At 71.3% G+C, this 16,113-nt stretch carries 12 protein-coding genes and 1 pseudogene; 5 read left to right on the top strand and 8 right to left on the bottom strand.

The genetic code is table 11. The annotated features are described in order from the left end of the window. Positions 1–13 precede the first annotated feature (13 nt). The gene (locus OO62_RS12235; protein ID WP_033267365.1) at positions 14–1,633 is read right to left on the bottom strand and encodes an ABC-F family ATP-binding cassette domain-containing protein; all 1,620 of its coding nucleotides are present in this window, start codon (positions 1,631–1,633) and stop codon (positions 14–16) included. 47 nt (positions 1,634–1,680) lie between these two features. On the opposite strand from OO62_RS12235, the gene OO62_RS12240 reads away from it, so the two are divergent. Then, the gene (locus OO62_RS12240; RefSeq protein WP_078617132.1) at positions 1,681–2,409 is read left to right on the top strand and encodes a TetR/AcrR family transcriptional regulator; all 729 of its coding nucleotides are present in this window, start codon (positions 1,681–1,683) and stop codon (positions 2,407–2,409) included. Positions 2,410–2,436: 27 nt separating this feature from the next. On the opposite strand, the gene OO62_RS12245 is transcribed toward OO62_RS12240, so the two are convergent. Further along, complete coding sequence (locus OO62_RS12245; protein ID WP_033267367.1) at positions 2,437–3,042, bottom strand: YdbC family protein; 606 nt, start codon at positions 3,040–3,042, stop codon at positions 2,437–2,439. Between the two features lie 69 nt (positions 3,043–3,111). After that, positions 3,112–4,524: an amidase gene (locus tag OO62_RS12250; RefSeq protein WP_033267368.1), complete on the bottom strand. Its 1,413-nt coding sequence runs from the start codon at positions 4,522–4,524 to the stop codon at positions 3,112–3,114. Between the two features lie 102 nt (positions 4,525–4,626). Between OO62_RS12250 and OO62_RS12255 the strand changes: the two genes are divergently transcribed. Then, positions 4,627–5,214, top strand: coding sequence for a TetR/AcrR family transcriptional regulator (locus tag OO62_RS12255; RefSeq protein WP_033267369.1), 588 nt, complete (start codon positions 4,627–4,629; stop codon positions 5,212–5,214). Positions 5,215–5,369: 155 nt separating this feature from the next. Then, positions 5,370–5,942, top strand: a pseudogene (locus OO62_RS12260) (TerD family protein); the annotation flags it as partial. Between the two features lie 97 nt (positions 5,943–6,039). Here OO62_RS12260 and OO62_RS12265 read toward each other — a convergent pair. Then, entirely contained in the window at positions 6,040–6,588 is a 549-nt protein-coding gene (locus tag OO62_RS12265) for a CGNR zinc finger domain-containing protein (RefSeq protein ID WP_033267429.1), read from the bottom strand. Between the two features lie 197 nt (positions 6,589–6,785). Between OO62_RS12265 and OO62_RS12270 the strand changes: the two genes are divergently transcribed. Continuing rightward, positions 6,786–8,072 carry an MFS transporter gene (locus OO62_RS12270; RefSeq protein WP_051733038.1) on the top strand — a complete coding sequence of 429 codons (1,287 nt, stop codon included), beginning with the start codon at positions 6,786–6,788 and terminating at the stop codon, positions 8,070–8,072. 81 nt (positions 8,073–8,153) lie between these two features. On the opposite strand, the gene OO62_RS12275 is transcribed toward OO62_RS12270, so the two are convergent. From OO62_RS12275 to nrdR, 3 genes are all read right to left on the bottom strand, one after another. Continuing rightward, positions 8,154–8,852 carry a DUF6215 domain-containing protein gene (locus tag OO62_RS12275; RefSeq protein WP_033267371.1) on the bottom strand — a complete coding sequence of 233 codons (699 nt, stop codon included), beginning with the start codon at positions 8,850–8,852 and terminating at the stop codon, positions 8,154–8,156. A gap of 261 nt (positions 8,853–9,113) precedes the next feature. After that, a complete protein-coding gene (locus tag OO62_RS12280; RefSeq protein WP_033267372.1) occupies positions 9,114–11,993 on the bottom strand; it encodes a vitamin B12-dependent ribonucleotide reductase in 2,880 nt (959 codons plus the stop codon). A 125-nt stretch (positions 11,994–12,118) separates the two neighbouring features. After that, positions 12,119–12,649 carry a transcriptional regulator NrdR gene (gene nrdR, locus OO62_RS12285; protein WP_033267373.1) on the bottom strand — a complete coding sequence of 177 codons (531 nt, stop codon included), beginning with the start codon at positions 12,647–12,649 and terminating at the stop codon, positions 12,119–12,121. 543 nt (positions 12,650–13,192) lie between these two features. Between nrdR and lexA the strand changes: the two genes are divergently transcribed. Then, positions 13,193–13,993 (top strand): transcriptional repressor LexA, encoded by an 801-nt coding sequence (lexA, locus tag OO62_RS12290; protein WP_033267374.1) that lies wholly within the window; start codon positions 13,193–13,195, stop codon positions 13,991–13,993. Between the two features lie 88 nt (positions 13,994–14,081). On the opposite strand, the gene OO62_RS12295 is transcribed toward lexA, so the two are convergent. Further along, positions 14,082–16,100, bottom strand: coding sequence for an ATP-dependent DNA helicase (locus tag OO62_RS12295; protein ID WP_033267375.1), 2,019 nt, complete (start codon positions 16,098–16,100; stop codon positions 14,082–14,084). Positions 16,101–16,113 lie beyond the last annotated feature (13 nt).

Genomic DNA, 16,113 nt, shown 5'->3' on the forward strand with positions numbered 1-16,113 from the left:
CGTGTTCCGGGCCTCACCGGGCGACGAGGGCCGGGCGCCCGTCGCGTATCTCGTACGGGCGGCCACCGAAGCGGCGGCGCAGCAGCCGGTCGTGGGTGACCACAACCAGTGCACCGGACCAGGCCGCCAGAGCGGCTTCGAGCTCTTCGACGAGGCCGAGCGCCAAATGGTTGGTCGGTTCGTCGAGCAGCAGGAGATCGGCGGGGCGGGCCAGCAGCCGGGCCAGGGCGAGCCGGCGTCGCTGGCCGGCCGAGAGCGCCCCGACGGGTACTTCGAGGTCCCGTTCACGGAAGAGCCCGAAGGAGAGCAGCCGGGCGGTGAGCTCCTCGGTGTCGCCGGCCAGTCCCTGGCGGAAGGCGGCCAGGAGGGGTTGGGCGGGACGGGAGACCGGTATTTCCTGCGCGAGGAAGCCGATCCGGCCCCGGCGCACGACCGTGCCGCTGTCCGGTGCGGTGAGCCCGGCCAGGACCCGCAGGAGTGTGGTCTTGCCCGCGCCGTTGGCCCCGTGGACCAGCAGGCGTTCACCGGCGGTGACGGTGAGGGAGTCCACCGAGAGCCGGTCCCCGAGCCGCACCCCGTCGAGCCGGACCAGGGTGCCGTCGGTCTCGCCCCGGTCCGGCGCGGCCGTGAAGCGCAACGGCTCCGGCGGTCTGGGAACCGGGCTCTCCCTGAGGCGGCGGAGCCGTTCCTGGGCGTTGCGCACCCTGCTGGACACGGACGCCTGGACCCGGCCCTTGTCCCGGTCGTACGCCATTTTGTTGTTGTCCTTCATGACCCGGCCCTGGGCCACCCCGCGCGCGGCGCCGTCCGCGAAGTCGGTGAGCTGCGCGATCTGCTCGCACCACTGGGCGTACTCCTGCTCCCAGCGTCGGCGGGCGGCGGCCTTGGCGGCGACGAAGGTGCCGTACCCCTCGCCATAGCGGACGATGCTGCGGCGGTCGGCATCGACCTCGACGATCGAGGTCGCGATCCGCTGAAGGAAGAGGCGGTCGTGCGAGACGGCGAGGACCGTGCCGCGATGGGCGAGCAGGGCCTCTTCGAGCCAGTCCAGGGCGGCCGCGTCGAGGTGGTTGGTGGGCTCGTCGAGGAGCATGACCTCGGGCGCCGCGGAGATGAGGCAGGCGAGCCCCAGCCGGGCCTGCTCGCCGCCGGAGAGGCTGCCGAGCAGCCGTTCGCGGCCGAGCCCTTCGAGCCCGAGCGCATGCAGCGCCTTCTCCACGCGGGCGTCGGCCTCGTACCCGCCGCGCAGCTCGAAGAGCGTGAGCAGATCGCCGTACTCCGCCAGGCGGCCGGGGGTCGCCTCGCCCAGCTCGCGCTCCAGCGCCCGCAGCCGGCGCTCCATCCCCCTGAGGTCGGCGAGGGCGGTGTCGATCGCGTCCTGGACGGTGTGGTGCGGCGGGAGGTCCGGGGTCTGCCCGAGGTAGCCGACCCCGCCGTCGGCGCGGAGCACGACGCGGCCTTCGTCGGGCCGCTCGGCGCCCGCGATGAGGCGCAGCAACGTCGACTTACCGGCGCCGTTCTCCCCCACGATGCCGGCACGCTCACCGGGCCGTATCGACAGTGAGACATCGTCGAACAGCAGGCGGTCGCCGCACGACTTGGTGAGGTCGTGCAGTGAGATCTGAGTGGACAAGCTGACCTCCCCCGAGCAAATGCAACCGTTGTTGCATTACGATGATGATGACACAGGCCACCCAATTAACGCAACTGGAGTTGCAATTGACCGGCGAGAAGGCGAACGAGAACGCGCACGGGGCTGCCGCTTCCACCCCCGGCACCCGGCGGCCCGGCGGCCGCACCGCCCGGACGCGCGCCGCCGTCCGCGACGCCGTGCTGGCCGGCCTCACCGAGCACGGCTACCCGGGCCTGACCGTCGAATATGTCGCCGAGCACTCGGGCGTGCACAAGACGACGCTCTACCGCCGCTGGAAGGACGTCGAGGGCCTGGTGGTGGACGCGCTGGACCTGGCGGGCGAGGACAGCTGGCTTCCGCCCGACACCGGCTCGCTGGAGGGCGATCTGCGCGCCCTCGCCCAGGAGGTCGTCGCCTCCTTCACCGACCCGGCGGTGGCGGCCTCGGGGTCCGCGATGATCGCCGCCGGGTTCCAGTCGGAGCGCGCGGCCGCGGCGCTGCGCGCGTACTACGTGGAGCGGTTCGCGCGCTGTGAGCCGTTCGTCGAGCGTGCGCTCCAACGGGGCGAGCTGCCCGCGCCCGCGACCGGCGGCGTCGACGCCGGCGCACTCGTCCGCGCCGTCTCCGCGCCGCTCTTCTTCCGCCTGTTCATCACCCGCGAGCCGATCGACGACGCGCTGGCCGGCCAGGCCGTGGCGGCAGCGCTGGCCGCCGCGCGCGCAGGGGTGTTCACGACCGTCGGCACGGCCGGCACGCAGCGGGGCGAGGTCACCTGACAGTGCCGGGCCGGTGGCCCCGGCCCGTCACACCGTCCAGGACGGTTCGAGCTGCACCACGTCCCCGGCGATCGCCTGGACGTCCGCGGCTATCTGGGCCCGCAGGGCGAGCCGCTCCACGCGTTCGGGCCGGTACTTCCCCCGCTCCGCGGCCGACTGCCACATCGAGAGGACCAGGAACTCCTCCCCCGGAGCGCGCCCCAGCATCCCGCGCAGCATTCCCGGTGAGCCCGCCATCGCGGGGTTCCAGACCTTCTCCTGCATCAGCATGAAGTGATCCACCCGGTCCTGGCGCACCTGGCAGTGCGCCAGCCGCAGCACGTCCACGTCGCCGAACACCGGACGGAAGCCGACCTTCACGTCAAACTCGTGCTCGAACAACCGCACTTGGGCGTCCTTGTAGGTGCCGACCTGGGAAGTCGCCAGCCGGTCGTGGGAGCGTGCCATGAAGGAGTCGTAGAAGGCCCGGCTCTCCCAGAAGGCGACCAGATGCGCAACGCCCGGCCGCCCCCGGCTCCACCCCCCGCCCTGCCCTCGGAACCCCGGCTCACCCAGCAGCCCCGCCCATTTCCGCTGCCCCCGCTCGAACCCTCGACGGTCCACGACGGTGAGGCGAATCCACTTGACCAGCACCGCGCCATCGTACGGCCCGGAAGCGAAGCTGGATCACTGCGCGTCACATTCCGACCACCCCGAACTTCCTTACGGGCGCGGGTCGACCGGCGTCAGGACGCCCAGTCGCCGCTCCACCTCCCCAGCCGCCTCCAGGCACAGGTCCTCCCGATAGGGGCGCCCGATCAGCTGCACGCCGTACGGGAGCCCGTCCACCACCCCGGTGGGCACCGCCACCGCGGGGACGCCGACGAAGCTCGTCGCGGTGCACAGTCGCAGGGCGTTCTGCACCCGCTGGTGGCTCTCCGTGTCGCGCATCTCGTCCCCCGGTGCGAACGGCGGGTCGGTGAACACCGGCCCCAGGACCAGCGGATACTCCTCCAGGAACACCGCCCAGTCCCGCTGGATGCCCATCCGCACCCCGATCAGCCGCAGGTACTCGGTCAGTTCGACGGGACGGGTCCGCTGCATCCCCATCTCGATGTAGCGGTGGCCGCCCTCGCCGAGCAGCGGCTTGACCGAGGGCCAGGTCGTGGCGAACTCCGTACAGGTCATCCGGCCGTACGCGTCGAGGGCGTCGTCCAGCCGCGGAACGTCCGCCACCTCGTCCACCCGGTACCCGGCGTCCCGAAGCGCGTCCGCGGCGCTTTCCAGGGCCTTGCGGACGGCGGGGTGGACGCCGTGCCCGCCGGGGTCGGTCACCATGGCCACCTTTAGGGGACGCGGAAGCGGCTCGCCGTACAGGGGCACCGGTACCGCCCTCGGGTCGCGGGGGTCGGTCCCGGCCAGCAGTTCGTACGCCAGCCGGAGATCGTCGACCGTGCGGGCCAACGGGCCGTCGACAACGAGGACTTGCGCCGCGAGGGCGGGGTCGTCCGGTCCGATGCGGTGGTCGGCGGGGAACCGCCCGTAGGTGGGCTTCAGCCCCGCGACGCCACAGAAGGACGCCGGGAGACGCACGGACCCTCCGGAGTCGTTGCCGAGGCCCAGCGCGGCCATCCCGCTGGCCACGGCGGCACCGTCACCACCACTGGAGCCGCCCGGCGTGACGTCGGCGCACCACGGGTTCACGGTGTCCCCGAACAGCTCGCTGCGGCTGTGGACGCCCGCCAGAACGAGGGTCGGCATGTTGCTGTGTCCGATCGGGATGCCTCCGGCCGCCCGCAGCCGCGCCACCGGGGGCGCATCGCAGCGTGCGACGAAGTCACGGAAGCGCTCCGCGCCGTACGTCGTCGGCACGCCCTCGATGGCGGTGGTCTCCTTGACCGTGAAAGGCACTCCGGCCAGTGGCCCCAGCTCGGCACCGGCCGCCCGTCTGCGGTCGACCTCCGCCGCATCGGCCCGCGCGCGCTCGGCGAGCAGTTGGGTCACGGCGTTGACGGCGGGATTGACCTCGGCGATCCGGTCCAGATGGGCGTCGACCAGGTCCAGCGCCGACACCTCACCGGCGCGTACCGCCATGGCCTGGGCGCGAGCCGCCCTCTTCCACAGTGCGTTGTGCATGACCTCCCCTTCCCTGGGCGCACCGTTCCGATGCGCCCGTATCGGTTCGGCATCGTAACCTGGTACCGATACGTACGCATCGAATAAACCGGAGCGCACCGCATGCCCAAGCAGGTGGACCACGAGAGCCGACGACGGCAGATCGCCGAGGCGGTGTGCCAACTCGCCGACGAGAGCGGCCTGGAGGGCGTCACCCTCCGCGACGTCGCGGCCAGGGCAGAGGTGTCCATGGGGGCCGTGCAGCGCTGCTTCGGCACCAAGGAGGAAATGCTGGTCTTCGCACTCGGCCACGTCGGCGAACAGGTCGCCGGACGGCTGTCGGCCCGCCTCACCGCCTCGCCCGCGCAGTCCGCGCGCACGGCACTGGGGCACGCGGCGAGCGAGGTCTCGCTGGTCCAGGAGGAGCGGCGCGCCGAGGCGCGGGTCTGGCTGGCCTTCGCCGCACAGGCCGCCGTGAGCCCGTCACTGGCCGAAATCCTGCGCAGCAACTATGCAGATCTGCACAAGGTGTTCGCCCAGCTGATCACCGAAGGCTGTGACACCCCCGACCCGGAACGAGCGGCCCGCACCCTCCTCGCCCTCGCCGACGGCCTCACCACCCACGTCCTGATCGGCCACCTCTCCCCCACCGCGGCGCTGGGCGTCCTCGACGGGCACCTCAACCAGCTCTGGAACGAGCGGGCCTCCTGAGCCGTCCGCCACGCTCTCCACCTGGACCGTAGGGCGCTTTCCGGCCATCCGTAGCGGCCCTCAACGTGGGGCTGACCAGGGGCAGTTCCTTCCACCCCAGGGGGCAGCGGGCGTGACACGATGGCAGCCAACGGGAAGTCTGGGGAGCTGCCCGCCGACCGCACGGGTCGGGCCGCCCTCCCCGGGAGATGACGAAGGGAAGCCCGGTGAGCACGCTCAACAAAGGCATCGAGAAGGTCGAGGTAACGCTCGAGTGGGACCCCAGCCCGCTGGGCGCCCCGGACCATGACCTGGACATCATCGCGGCGACCTACACGGCCGACGCGCCGCACGGCGACCCGGCCTATCTGGTGCACTTCGACAGCCGTTCGCCCGACGGGACCATCACCCTCAACCGGGACAGCCGGACCGGCCAGGGGTTCGGCTCCGACGAGGTCATGACGCTGGAACTGGACCGGCTCTCCGACGCCTACACCCGGGTCGTCGTCGGAGTGGCCATCCAGCAGGGTGAGGGCCGCAAGGTCTTCGGCGACATCGAGAGCACCGCCGTACGGATCCGCGAGGGGTACGTCGAGCTGGCCATGAACGACTTCGCCGAGGTGGCGGACTCCACGGCCGCCGCGGTGGCCGAATTCACCCGGGACGACACCGGCAACTGGCGCTTCCACGCGACGGTCCGGGGTTTCGACGCCGACCCGGACGCGTTCGCACGGTCGATGGGGCGCTGACGCCCCAGGCAGTCACCGCACGTCCGGGAGCCAACAGCAGCAAAGCGGACGGCAGGACAGCGGGAGGGAGGCAGAGGCAGGGACCGCCTCCCTTCCACTACCCGTCGGCCTTCTTACGGCGGCGATGGGCCGCCACCCGCTCCCGTGAGGCGCAGGCAGTGGAGCAGTAACGGCGCGCGCTCCCCGGGCCGGTGCCCAGATAGAGCCTCCCGCACCGCGAGGACGCGCACTCCCCCCAGGGAGCCCGCCCGTATTCGGTGAGGATCTGCGCCAGCGCCAGGGCACTTGAGGCGAGGAACCATTCCGCCCAGCTCGCGTCGCCCCCCCGGTCGATGTGCAAGTGCCAGGTGTGCCCGCCGTGCCGCGAGAGGTGCGGGCGGGCCCCGCACTCCGCCAGCAGGCCGTTGATGGCGTGGGCGGCGCGGTCGGTGTCGGACTCGGCGAGCAGAGCGGCCAGGCGGGCGGCCGCCGTTCTCAGCTCCTCGGCGTCGCCCTTGGAAAACGCCCGCCCGGTGAGGTCCTCCCGGCTCTCCCCATGGCGCGCCAGCAGCTCGGCCAGCGCGGCCCGGGACAACGCCGGATCCGCACGGACCGCGTTGGCGAGGTCGATCAATCGCTCGCCGGGCCGGAAGCCCCGCCTCGGCAACTCCTCACCCTTCACTCCACACCCCGCTCCCGCGCCCACTGGCGCATATCCCTGGCCCGTCGCCCGTCTCCAGCGTAACGTCTTACCAAAGAAAGACGTTACGACCCGCACCGCAGCCGCAGCCGCAGCCGCAGCCGCAGCCGCAGCGCGAAACCCGTTACGGCACAGCCCAGTTGCCGGCACACCTGGAGACGCGTATGCCCCGGCCCCGTGCCACCGCCCCTGTACCGCGATCAGGATTACCGCTCTATCTGGCCACCGCCTTCTGCGCCCGCCTGGCGGAGGAAGGCATGGCCGTGGCCGTCGCGCTCCTGGCACTGCAGCGGGCCGGGGACGCGGCCCAGGGTGCGTTCGTGCTCACCGCCTGGATGGCCCCCCATGTCGTCGCCGCTCCTCTGGTGGGCGCACTCGCCACCCGTATGCGGCGTCCCCGACTGTGCTACCTCGGGGCCCTGAGTGGCTTCACGGCCGCCGTCGTGACGCTGTCGCTGCTGATCGGGAGGGCGCCCGCCCCGGTGACGCTCGCCGTCGCCGTGGCCGGTGGCGCCTGCGGACCGGTCGTCTCCGGAGGGCTGTCCAGCCTGATCGCCGTACTCGTGCCGGCCGGCCCGCGGCGGGACCGGGCGTATGCGCTGGACGCGGCGGTGTACAACGCCGCGTCGGTGGCCGGCCCTGCGGTGGTCGGCGTGACGGCCGCCGTGGCGTCACCCGGCGCGGCCATGCTGCTCCTCGGCACGGTGGCGGCCGGCGCGGTGGCAGCTGCCACCGGACTTCCGTACGGGCCTCCGCGGCAGCACACGGACGCGCGGCCGGCCACCACCCTGCGCGCCGACCTGGCCGCCGGACTGGCCGCCGTCTGGCGCGTCCGGGAACTACGGGCGATCACCGCGGGCACCTGCCTGGCGTTCCTCGGCATCGGCGGCCTGACCACCACGGCGGTGCTGCTCGCCGCCCACCACGGGCACCCCGGAGCGGGCGGCGCCCTGATGACCGCGTTCGCCGCCGGAGCGCTCGGCGGTTCACTGGCGCTCGCCCGTTGGCAGCCGCCTCTCAGCGATCCACGGCTCGCCACGCTCTCGCTGTGCGGCACCGGCGTCGCGCTGGCCGCGGCCGCACCAGTGCCGTCCCCGGCGGTCTGCGGGGCACTGTTCGTGCTGGCAGGCGCGTGCGACGGACCACTGCTGACCGCGACCTTCCGCATCCGGGCGGTGTACGCCCCGTCGCGCGCCGGGGCACAGATCTTCACCCTGGGCGCGGGCCTGAAGATCACCGCGGCGGCCTGCGGGGCGGCCGCCGTCGGAGCGGGCGCCGCGCTGCCGCCGCCCCTGTTGCTGCTCGCCATCGCCGCCGTCCAACTGGGCGGCGCGCTTCTGCACACGCTCGTCCGGCGCAGCAAGGGCCCCGGGGACGCGCACGCGGACACGGCGGGTGCGGACCCGACGAGGGGGGCCGTCAGCGGCCCGGCACCGGCCGAACGCCCGTGACGTCCCCTGCCGCCGAGCCCCGCGAGCCGAGCACCCGCGAGCCACGCCCCTCCCCCCGGCCGAGGGTCCGCAGATACCTCGTCAGCCGGCCTTCCAGCCCGGGATCGTCGGCAGCACCTTCTCGGCGACGCGGAGCAACGCCTCGTCATCGGGCATTCCCTCGTCCTGGCGCCAGAGGGCGATCTCGAAGGAACCGCCGCCGTCCTTCGCGTCCTTGGCGACCACCAGGCTGCGCGCGATGCCACCGGGCCGGGAGTCGGACTGGCCGATCTTGTGACCGTCGAAGCTGAACGACAGGGCGATGGTGCGGTCCGAGTAGAGGACCGCCGGACGCCCCAGAATCTTCTTCGCCTCCGCGGTCTCGCCCAGCCAGCGGACCGACTGGGCAACCCGGAGACGGTCGTACGAGGCCGAGAGCTTCACGGCGTAGGTCTTCAGCTGGACGGTCGCTTCCGGAGTGACGATCTTGGTGCCGCCGGCACCCTTCATCCAGCTCTCGCTCCCGCCCGCGGTCTCCGCACGCTCTTCCGGCGTGCCCAGAAGCGTCGGCAGGTCCCGGCGGTTCAGCGCCGTGCAGAGCTGCGCTCCCGATACGTGCTTCGACGGCCGGGCGTCATGAGCGCGGTCACAGGCGGCCGGCTTGGTCTCGTCCGTGGAGACGTCCCCCAGATCCCGCAGACCCCACATGCCCCCCACGAGGCCGGACACCATCACCACCGCCGCGAGTGCCTGGGCACCGGCGCCCATGCCCTTCTTGGATCTCGCGGAATTGTCGTCCATGTCCCCCACCCCCCGGTTCGCGCCCGATGCGCGCTGGGGGAGCGTAACCGGTGATCGTTTCGCGGGGAAGCGGTAATTGTTCCGTGCTTCCGGGCACGCGCTCGTCGCCCCGGCCGCCCCGGAGGCCCGGGGCGACGGTGGCACCGCCGCCCACGCGTCACCGGCGCCGACACCGACGGCGGGAACACGCCGAGGGCGGTGGAGCCGAGTACCGACTCCACCGCCCTGACCTGCTAATTCACGCCCAGCGGGCGTCCCGCATCAGCTGCAGCCGCTGGTCGACCCGCAGCCCTCGCACAGGTAGCAGCTGCCGGCGCGCTGCATCTTCGTCCCGCAGGAGAAGCACAGCGGGGCGTCGGCGTTGATGCCCAGCTGCATCTCGACCAGTTCGGCGTTGGTGTGCGCCTGCTTGGGAGCCGGGGCGGCGGCCTCCTCGACGATCTTCACCGCCGGGGTGGACTCCTTCACCGACTCCGTCTGGCGCGGCGCCGACTGCGCCAGGCCCTCGACGTCGACCTCGTCCTCGGAGGGCTCGTACGAGCCGGTCTCCAGGTGGCGCTGGCGCTCCTCGACGGAGTGAATGCCGAGCGCCGAGCGGGTCTCGAACGGCAGGAAGTCCAGCGCCAGGCGGCGGAAGATGTAGTCGACGATCGACTGCGCCATCCGCACGTCCGGGTCGTCCGTCATGCCGGCCGGCTCGAAGCGCATGTTGGTGAACTTCGAGACGTAGGTCTCCAGCGGGACGCCGTACTGGAGGCCCACGGACACCGCGATGGAGAAGGCGTCCATCATGCCCGCGAGGGTCGAACCCTGCTTGGACATCTTCAGGAAGACCTCACCGAGACCGTCGTCCGGGTAGGAGTTGGCGGTCATGTAGCCCTCGGCGCCGCCGACCGTGAAGGAGGTGGTGATGCCGGGGCGGCCCTTGGGGAGGCGGTTGCGCACCGGGCGGTACTCGACGACCTTCTTCTCGGCGACCGGCTCGACCGCGGCCTTCTTCTCCTCCTTCTTCTTGGCGGAGAGCGGCTGGCCGACCTTGCAGTTGTCGCGGTAGATCGCCAGCGCCTTCAGGCCGAGCTTCCAGCCCTGGAAGTAGACGTCCTCGATCTCCTCGACGGTGGCCGTCTCCGGGACGTTGACCGTCTTGGAGATCGCGCCGGAGAGGAACGGCTGGGCGGCCGCCATCATGCGGACGTGGCCCATCGGGGAGATGGAGCGCTCGCCCATGGCGCAGTCGAAGACCTCGTAGTGCGCGGGCTTCAGGCCGGGGGCGTTGACGACATTGCCGTGGTCGGCGATGTGGGCGACGATCGCCTCGACCTGCTCGGGCTGGTAGCCGAGCCTCTTGAGCGCCTTGGGGACCGTGTTGTTCACGATCTGCATGGAGCCGCCGCCGACCAGCTTCTTGAACTTGACCAGGGCCAGGTCCGGCTCGACGCCCGTGGTGTCGCAGTCCATCATCAGGCCGATGGTGCCGGTCGGCGCGAGCACCGACGCCTGGGCGTTGCGGAAGCCGTTCTTCTCACCGAGGCGCAGCACGTCCTGCCAGGCTTCGGTGGCCGCGGCCCAGACCGGGGTGTCCAGGTCGTCCATGCGCACCGCGACACCGTTGGCGTCGGAGTGCTGCTTCATGACGCGCTTGTGGGCGTCGGCGTTGCGGGCGTAGCCGTCGTACGGGCCGACGACCGCGGCCAGTTCGGCGGAGCGCTTGTAGGAGGTGCCGGTCATCAGGGAGGTGATGGCACCGGCCAGCGCGCGGCCGCCGTCGGAGTCGTAGGCGTGACCGGTGGCCATCAGCAGGGCGCCGAGGTTGGCGTAGCCGATGCCCAGCTGGCGGTAGGCGCGAGTGGTCTCGCCGATCTTCTCGGTGGGGAAATCGGCGAAGCAGATGGAGATGTCCATCGCGGTGATGACCAGCTCGACGACCTTGGCGAAGCGCTCCGCGTCGAAGGACTGGTTGCCCAGGTCGTCGTCGCGCAGGAACTTCAGAAGGTTGAGCGAGGCGAGGTTGCACGAGGAGTTGTCCAGGTGCATGTACTCGCTGCACGGGTTGGACGCGGTGATCCGGCCCGTCTCCGGCGAGGTGTGCCAGTGGTTGATGGTGTCGTCGTACTGGATGCCGGGGTCGGCGCACGCCCAGGCGGCCTCCGCCATCTTGCGGAACAGCCCCTTGGCGTCGACCTCCTCGATGACCTCACCGTTCAGGCGGCCGCGCAGCCCGAACTTCGAGCCGGACTCGACGGCCTTCATGAACTCGTCGTTGACCCGGACCGAGTTGTTGGCGTTCTGGTACTGGACCGACGTGATGTCGTCGCCGCCCAGGTCCATGTCGTAGCCCGCGTCGCGCAGCGCGCGGATCTTCTCCTCCTCCTTCACCTTGGTCTCGATGAAGGCTTCGACGTCCGGGTGGTCGACGTCCAGGACGACCATCTTGGCCGCGCGGCGGGTGGCGCCGCCCGACTTGATCGTTCCGGCGGACGCGTCGGCGCCGCGCATGAAGGAGACCGGACCGGAGGCGTTGCCGCCGGAGGAGAGCAGCTCCTTGGAGGAGCGGATGCGGGAAAGGTTCAGGCCGGCGCCGGAGCCGCCCTTGAAGATCATCCCCTCTTCCTTGTACCAGTCCAGGATCGACTCCATCGAGTCGTCCACGGACAGGATGAAGCAGGCGCTGACCTGCTGCGGCTGCTTCGTGCCGACGTTGAACCACACCGGCGAGTTGAAGCTGAAGACCTGGTGCAGGAGGGCGTACGCCAGCTCGTGCTCGAAGATCTCGGCGTCCGCCGGGGAGGCGAAGTAACCGTTCTCCTCGCCGCTCTTGCGGTACGTCTTGACCACGCGGTCGATCAGCTGCCGCAGGCTCGCCTCGCGAGTCGGGGAGCCCACCGCGCCACGGAAGTACTTGCTCGTGACGATGTTGACCGCGTTCACCGACCAGAAGTCGGGGAACTCGACGCCACGCTGCTCGAAGTTGACCGAGCCGTCGCGCCAGTTGGTCATGACGACGTCACGACGCGCCCACTCCACCTCGTCGTACGGGTGCACGCCCGGCGTGGTGTGAATGCGCTCGATACGCAGACCCTTGCTCACCTTGCTGCCCTTGGCGCGGGAGCCTCGTGCCGGGCCGCTCGTCGTCTCTGTCATGCCGCCTCCCTGTATACGGGCAAACGCCCATATGTGCGCACTCATTCCGTGGCACGGTGTTTGTTCTTTCTGCTACCGAGGCGCCCTGCTCTCGCCCCGGTACAGGTCCTGGATGCGCGCCGAACTCAGTCGGCGGCGGTGGCGGGCACGGGGACGGCCGGGCCGCCGGCCTCCCCGTCGGTCCCGCAGTCCTGCCCGGGCGGCCGCTCCTCGCGCTGCTCACGCAGCTCGGCGATGGCCGCCTCGAAGTCTTCGAGCGAATCGAACGCCCGGTAAACGGACGCGAAGCGCAGGTACGCGACGAGGTCGAGTTCCTGCAGCGGGCCCAGTATGGCGAGCCCCACGTCATGGGTGGACAGCTCGGCGCTTCCGGTGGCGCGCACCGCCTCCTCGACCCGCTGGCCGAGCTTGGCGAGGGCGTCCTCGGTGACCGGGCGACCCTGGCACGCCTTGCGCACTCCCGCGATGACCTTGTTACGGCTGAAGGGTTCGGTGACCCCGCTCCGCTTGATCACCATCAATGACGCCGTCTCGATGGTGGTGAAACGGCGGGAACAGTCGGGGCACTGGCGGCGCCGGCGGATCGCCGTCCCGTCATCGGTGGTCCGGCTGTCGACGACCCGGCTGTCGGGGTGCCTGCAGAAGGGGCAGTGCATGGCTCCACCCTCCTCACCCTCGATATACGGACGTACGTACGCCAACGCTCCCGGCGTACGGCGAATAACCCCGACGGGTCCGTACGGGCCCTCCGGAGCAGCCACCAGCATAGGCGATCCCCGGCCCCGTGAAGGACCAGCACCACAACTTCTGGGCGACCGCACGCATCTAACCACTAGATGTGGTGTCGGCCTGCTTACATCCGCCTACCGCGTGTCGCGGTGGAGGCGGGCCGGGGGGTCGCCCAGAAGCGTACGGGAAGACACCCGACGGGGGGCGCGGCGGGGCGGGGATGACAGAATCGGCGGTGTCACGGCACCCGGCCACCGTGACCACGCAGCACCGACGACCGGACCCGCAGGCGACCGGTGACCCCGGAACGCCGGCACGCGCCACAGACCCGTCCAACGGTCGGCCATACACCCAGCCGCTCACCCAGGTCTGCCAATCGCTGAATTTTTCACTCGAACGTGTGTTTGGCGCAACCTTTCGAAAGCAACTACCGTTGGCTAACTAGGGAGAACATTTCGAGAGGGGCCGACGTGACCACCACCGCAGACAGCGCGACCATCACCGCACAAAGCCACTCCCAGAGCCGATTCGATCATCCGCAGAAGGCACAGCGGCCGCCGATGGACGACGCCACGTCGGACTCCGAAGAGCAGAAGCCCGCCCGCTCGCTCCCCGGTCGGCCACCAGGGATCCGGGCCGACAGCTCGGGGCTCACCGACCGCCAGCGCAGGGTGATCGAGGTCATCAGGGATTCGGTGCAGCGGCGCGGGTACCCGCCGTCCATGCGGGAGATCGGCCAGGCGGTCGGACTGTCCAGCACCTCGTCCGTCGCCCATCAGCTCATGGCTCTGGAGCGCAAGGGCTTCCTGCGCCGCGACCCGCATCGCCCCCGGGCGTACGAGGTCCGCGGCTCCGACCAGCCGACGACCGCGGCGACCGACACCGCCGGCAAGCCCGCGGCGTCCTACGTCCCGCTGGTCGGCCGGATCGCCGCCGGTGGCCCGATCCTCGCGGAGGAGTCCGTCGAGGACGTCTTCCCGCTCCCGCGCCAGCTCGTCGGCGACGGTGAACTGTTCGTGCTGAAGGTCGTCGGCGACTCCATGATCGAGGCCGCCATCTGCGACGGTGACTGGGTCACGGTCCGCCGCCAGCCGGTGGCCGAGAACGGTGACATCGTCGCCGCCATGCTGGACGGCGAGGCCACCGTCAAGCGCTTCAAGCGCGAGGACGGTCATGTGTGGCTGCTGCCGCACAACTCCGCGTACCAGCCGATCCCCGGTGACGAGGCGACCATCCTCGGCAAGGTGGTGGCGGTGCTGCGGCGGGTCTGACCCACCCCTCACGACCGGGCTCCGGGACCACTGCGCCGGTCCCGGAGCCCTGCTGTGTCCGCGGGCCCTCCCCGGCCCCGCGGCCGCGTTACTTCTCGTCCGCCTTCGCCGCCGCGTCGATCGCCGCGAGCGAGCGGCGGACCTGGTTGCGGTCGGTGGTGTACCAGAACTGCGGCATCGACTTCCGCAGGAACGAGCCGTAGCGGGCCCGCTCGACCCGGGGATCCAGCACGGCCACCACACCGCGGTCCCCGGTGGCGCGGACCAGACGCCCGGCACCCTGGGCCATCAGCAGGGCCGCATGGGTCGCCGCCACCGCCATGAAGCCATTGCCGCCGGCTTCCTCCACGGCCTTCTGCCGGGCACTCATCAGCGGGTCGTCCGGGCGGGGGAACGGCACCCGGTCCATCACCACCAGCTGACAGTTCGGACCCGGTACGTCCACGCCCTGCCAGAGGGAGAGGGTGCCGAACAGGCACGTACGGGCGTCCTCGGCGAACGTCCGGATCAGCTCGCCGAGAGTCTCCTCCCCCTGGAGCAGGATCGGCACGTCCAGACGGCCCCGCAGCTCCTCCGCGGCGGCCTGGGCAGCGCGCATGGAGGAGAAGAGGCCGAGGGTGCGGCCGCCGGCGGCCTCGATCAGCTCGGCGAGCTCATCGAGCATGTCCGTACGGCTGCCCTCGCGGCCCGGCTGGGCGAGGTGCTTGGCAACGTAGAGGATGCCCTGCTTGCCGTAGTCGAAGGGGGAACCGACGTCGAGCCCCTTCCACGGGGGGACGTCCTCCCCTTCCGTACCCTCCGGGGCCAGGCCCAGCGAGGCCGCGACGCCGTTGAAGTCGCCGCCCAGCTTGAGGGTGGCGGAGGTGAGGACGACGGAGCGGTCCTCGAAGAGCTTCTCCCGCAGCAGGCCGGAGACGGAGAGCGGGGCCACCCGGAGGGAGGCGCCGAAGCGGTCGTGGCGTTCGTACCAGACGACGTCGTACTCGGAGCCGTTGGCGATGCGCTCGGCGACGGCGTGGATGTTCTCCACCGAGGCGAGGGCCTGCTTGCGGACCGCGTCCTCGTCCTGGACCGACTTGTCGCGGGTCGAGCCGAGGGCGGAGATGACCGTACGGGCGGCGTCCCGCAGCGCCATCAGGCAGTACCCGAGGTCCTCGGGGATCTCCTCGAGACGGCCGGGCAGGGCCAGCTCCATCAGGCGCTCGAAGGTCTCGGAGGCGGTCTGGAGCTGGTCGGCGGCCTTTTCGTTGACGAGCTTGGCGGCCCGCCGCACCGCGCGGTTGACCTGGCCAGGAGTGAGCTCGCCGGTGGCGACGCCGGTGACCCGGGAGACCAGCTCATGGGCCTCGTCGATGATCAGGACCTCGTGCTGCGGGAGGACCGGCGCGCCCTCGATCGCGTCGATGGCCAGCAGCGCGTGGTTGGTGATGACGACCTCGGCCAGCTTGGCGCGCTCCCTGGCCGCCTCGGCGAAGCACTCCGCACCGTAGGCGCACTTCGAGGCGCCCAGGCACTCCCGTGAGGAGACCGATACCTGCCCCCAGGCCCGGTCGGAGACCCCGGGGGTCAGGGCGTCGCGGTCGCCGGTCTCGGTCTCGTCCGCCCAGTCCCGCAGCCGCATCAGGTCCTTGCCGAGCTTGCTGGTGGGCGTCGCCTGCTCGAACACGTCGAAGAGGCCGTCCTCCTCGTCCTGCGGGGCGCCCTCATGGAGGCGGTGCAGGCAGAGGTAATTGGAGCGGCCCTTGAGCATGGCGAATTCCGGGCGGCGGCGCAGCAGCGGATGCAGTGCGTCGACGGTCCGCGGAAGATCGCGTTCCACCAGCTGGCGCTGCAGCGCCAGAGTGGCCGTGGCAATCACCACCCGCTCGCCGTGGGCCAGCGCCGGCACCAGGTAGCCGAGGGACTTTCCGGTGCCGGTGCCGGCCTGGACGAGCAGGTGGGCATAGCCGCGCTTCGCTCCGTCCTCGCTCGGTGGCGAGTCGTCGGTAGCGGTGCCGCCCACGGCCTCGGCGACAGCCTCGGCCATGGCCACCTGGCCGGGGCGCTCGGTGCCGCCGACGGCGGTGACGGCGGCGTGCAGCAGATCGGGGAGGGAGGGCTTCGTCATAGCTCTGCAAGCC

The sequence above is a fragment of the Streptomyces lydicus genome (genome assembly GCF_000717345.1).
Classification (GTDB): domain Bacteria; phylum Actinomycetota; class Actinomycetes; order Streptomycetales; family Streptomycetaceae; genus Streptomyces; species Streptomyces lydicus.

Bases quoted from the DNA above. Each gene is read 5' to 3' on its own strand.
- OO62_RS12240 (WP_078617132.1), top strand. From the start codon at position 1,681: ATGACACAGGCCACCCAATTAACGCAACTGGAGTTGCAATTGACCGGC.
- OO62_RS12250 (WP_033267368.1), bottom strand. From the start codon at position 4,524: ATGCACAACGCACTGTGGAAGAGGGCGGCTCGCGCCCAGGCCATGGCG.
- OO62_RS12255 (WP_033267369.1), top strand. From the start codon at position 4,627: ATGCCCAAGCAGGTGGACCACGAGAGCCGACGACGGCAGATCGCCGAG.
- OO62_RS12270 (WP_051733038.1), top strand. From the start codon at position 6,786: ATGCCCCGGCCCCGTGCCACCGCCCCTGTACCGCGATCAGGATTACCG.
- OO62_RS12275 (WP_033267371.1), bottom strand. From the start codon at position 8,852: ATGGACGACAATTCCGCGAGATCCAAGAAGGGCATGGGCGCCGGTGCC.
- OO62_RS12280 (WP_033267372.1), bottom strand. From the start codon at position 11,993: ATGACAGAGACGACGAGCGGCCCGGCACGAGGCTCCCGCGCCAAGGGC.
- nrdR (WP_033267373.1), bottom strand. From the start codon at position 12,649: ATGCACTGCCCCTTCTGCAGGCACCCCGACAGCCGGGTCGTCGACAGC.
- OO62_RS12295 (WP_033267375.1), bottom strand. From the start codon at position 16,100: ATGACGAAGCCCTCCCTCCCCGATCTGCTGCACGCCGCCGTCACCGCC.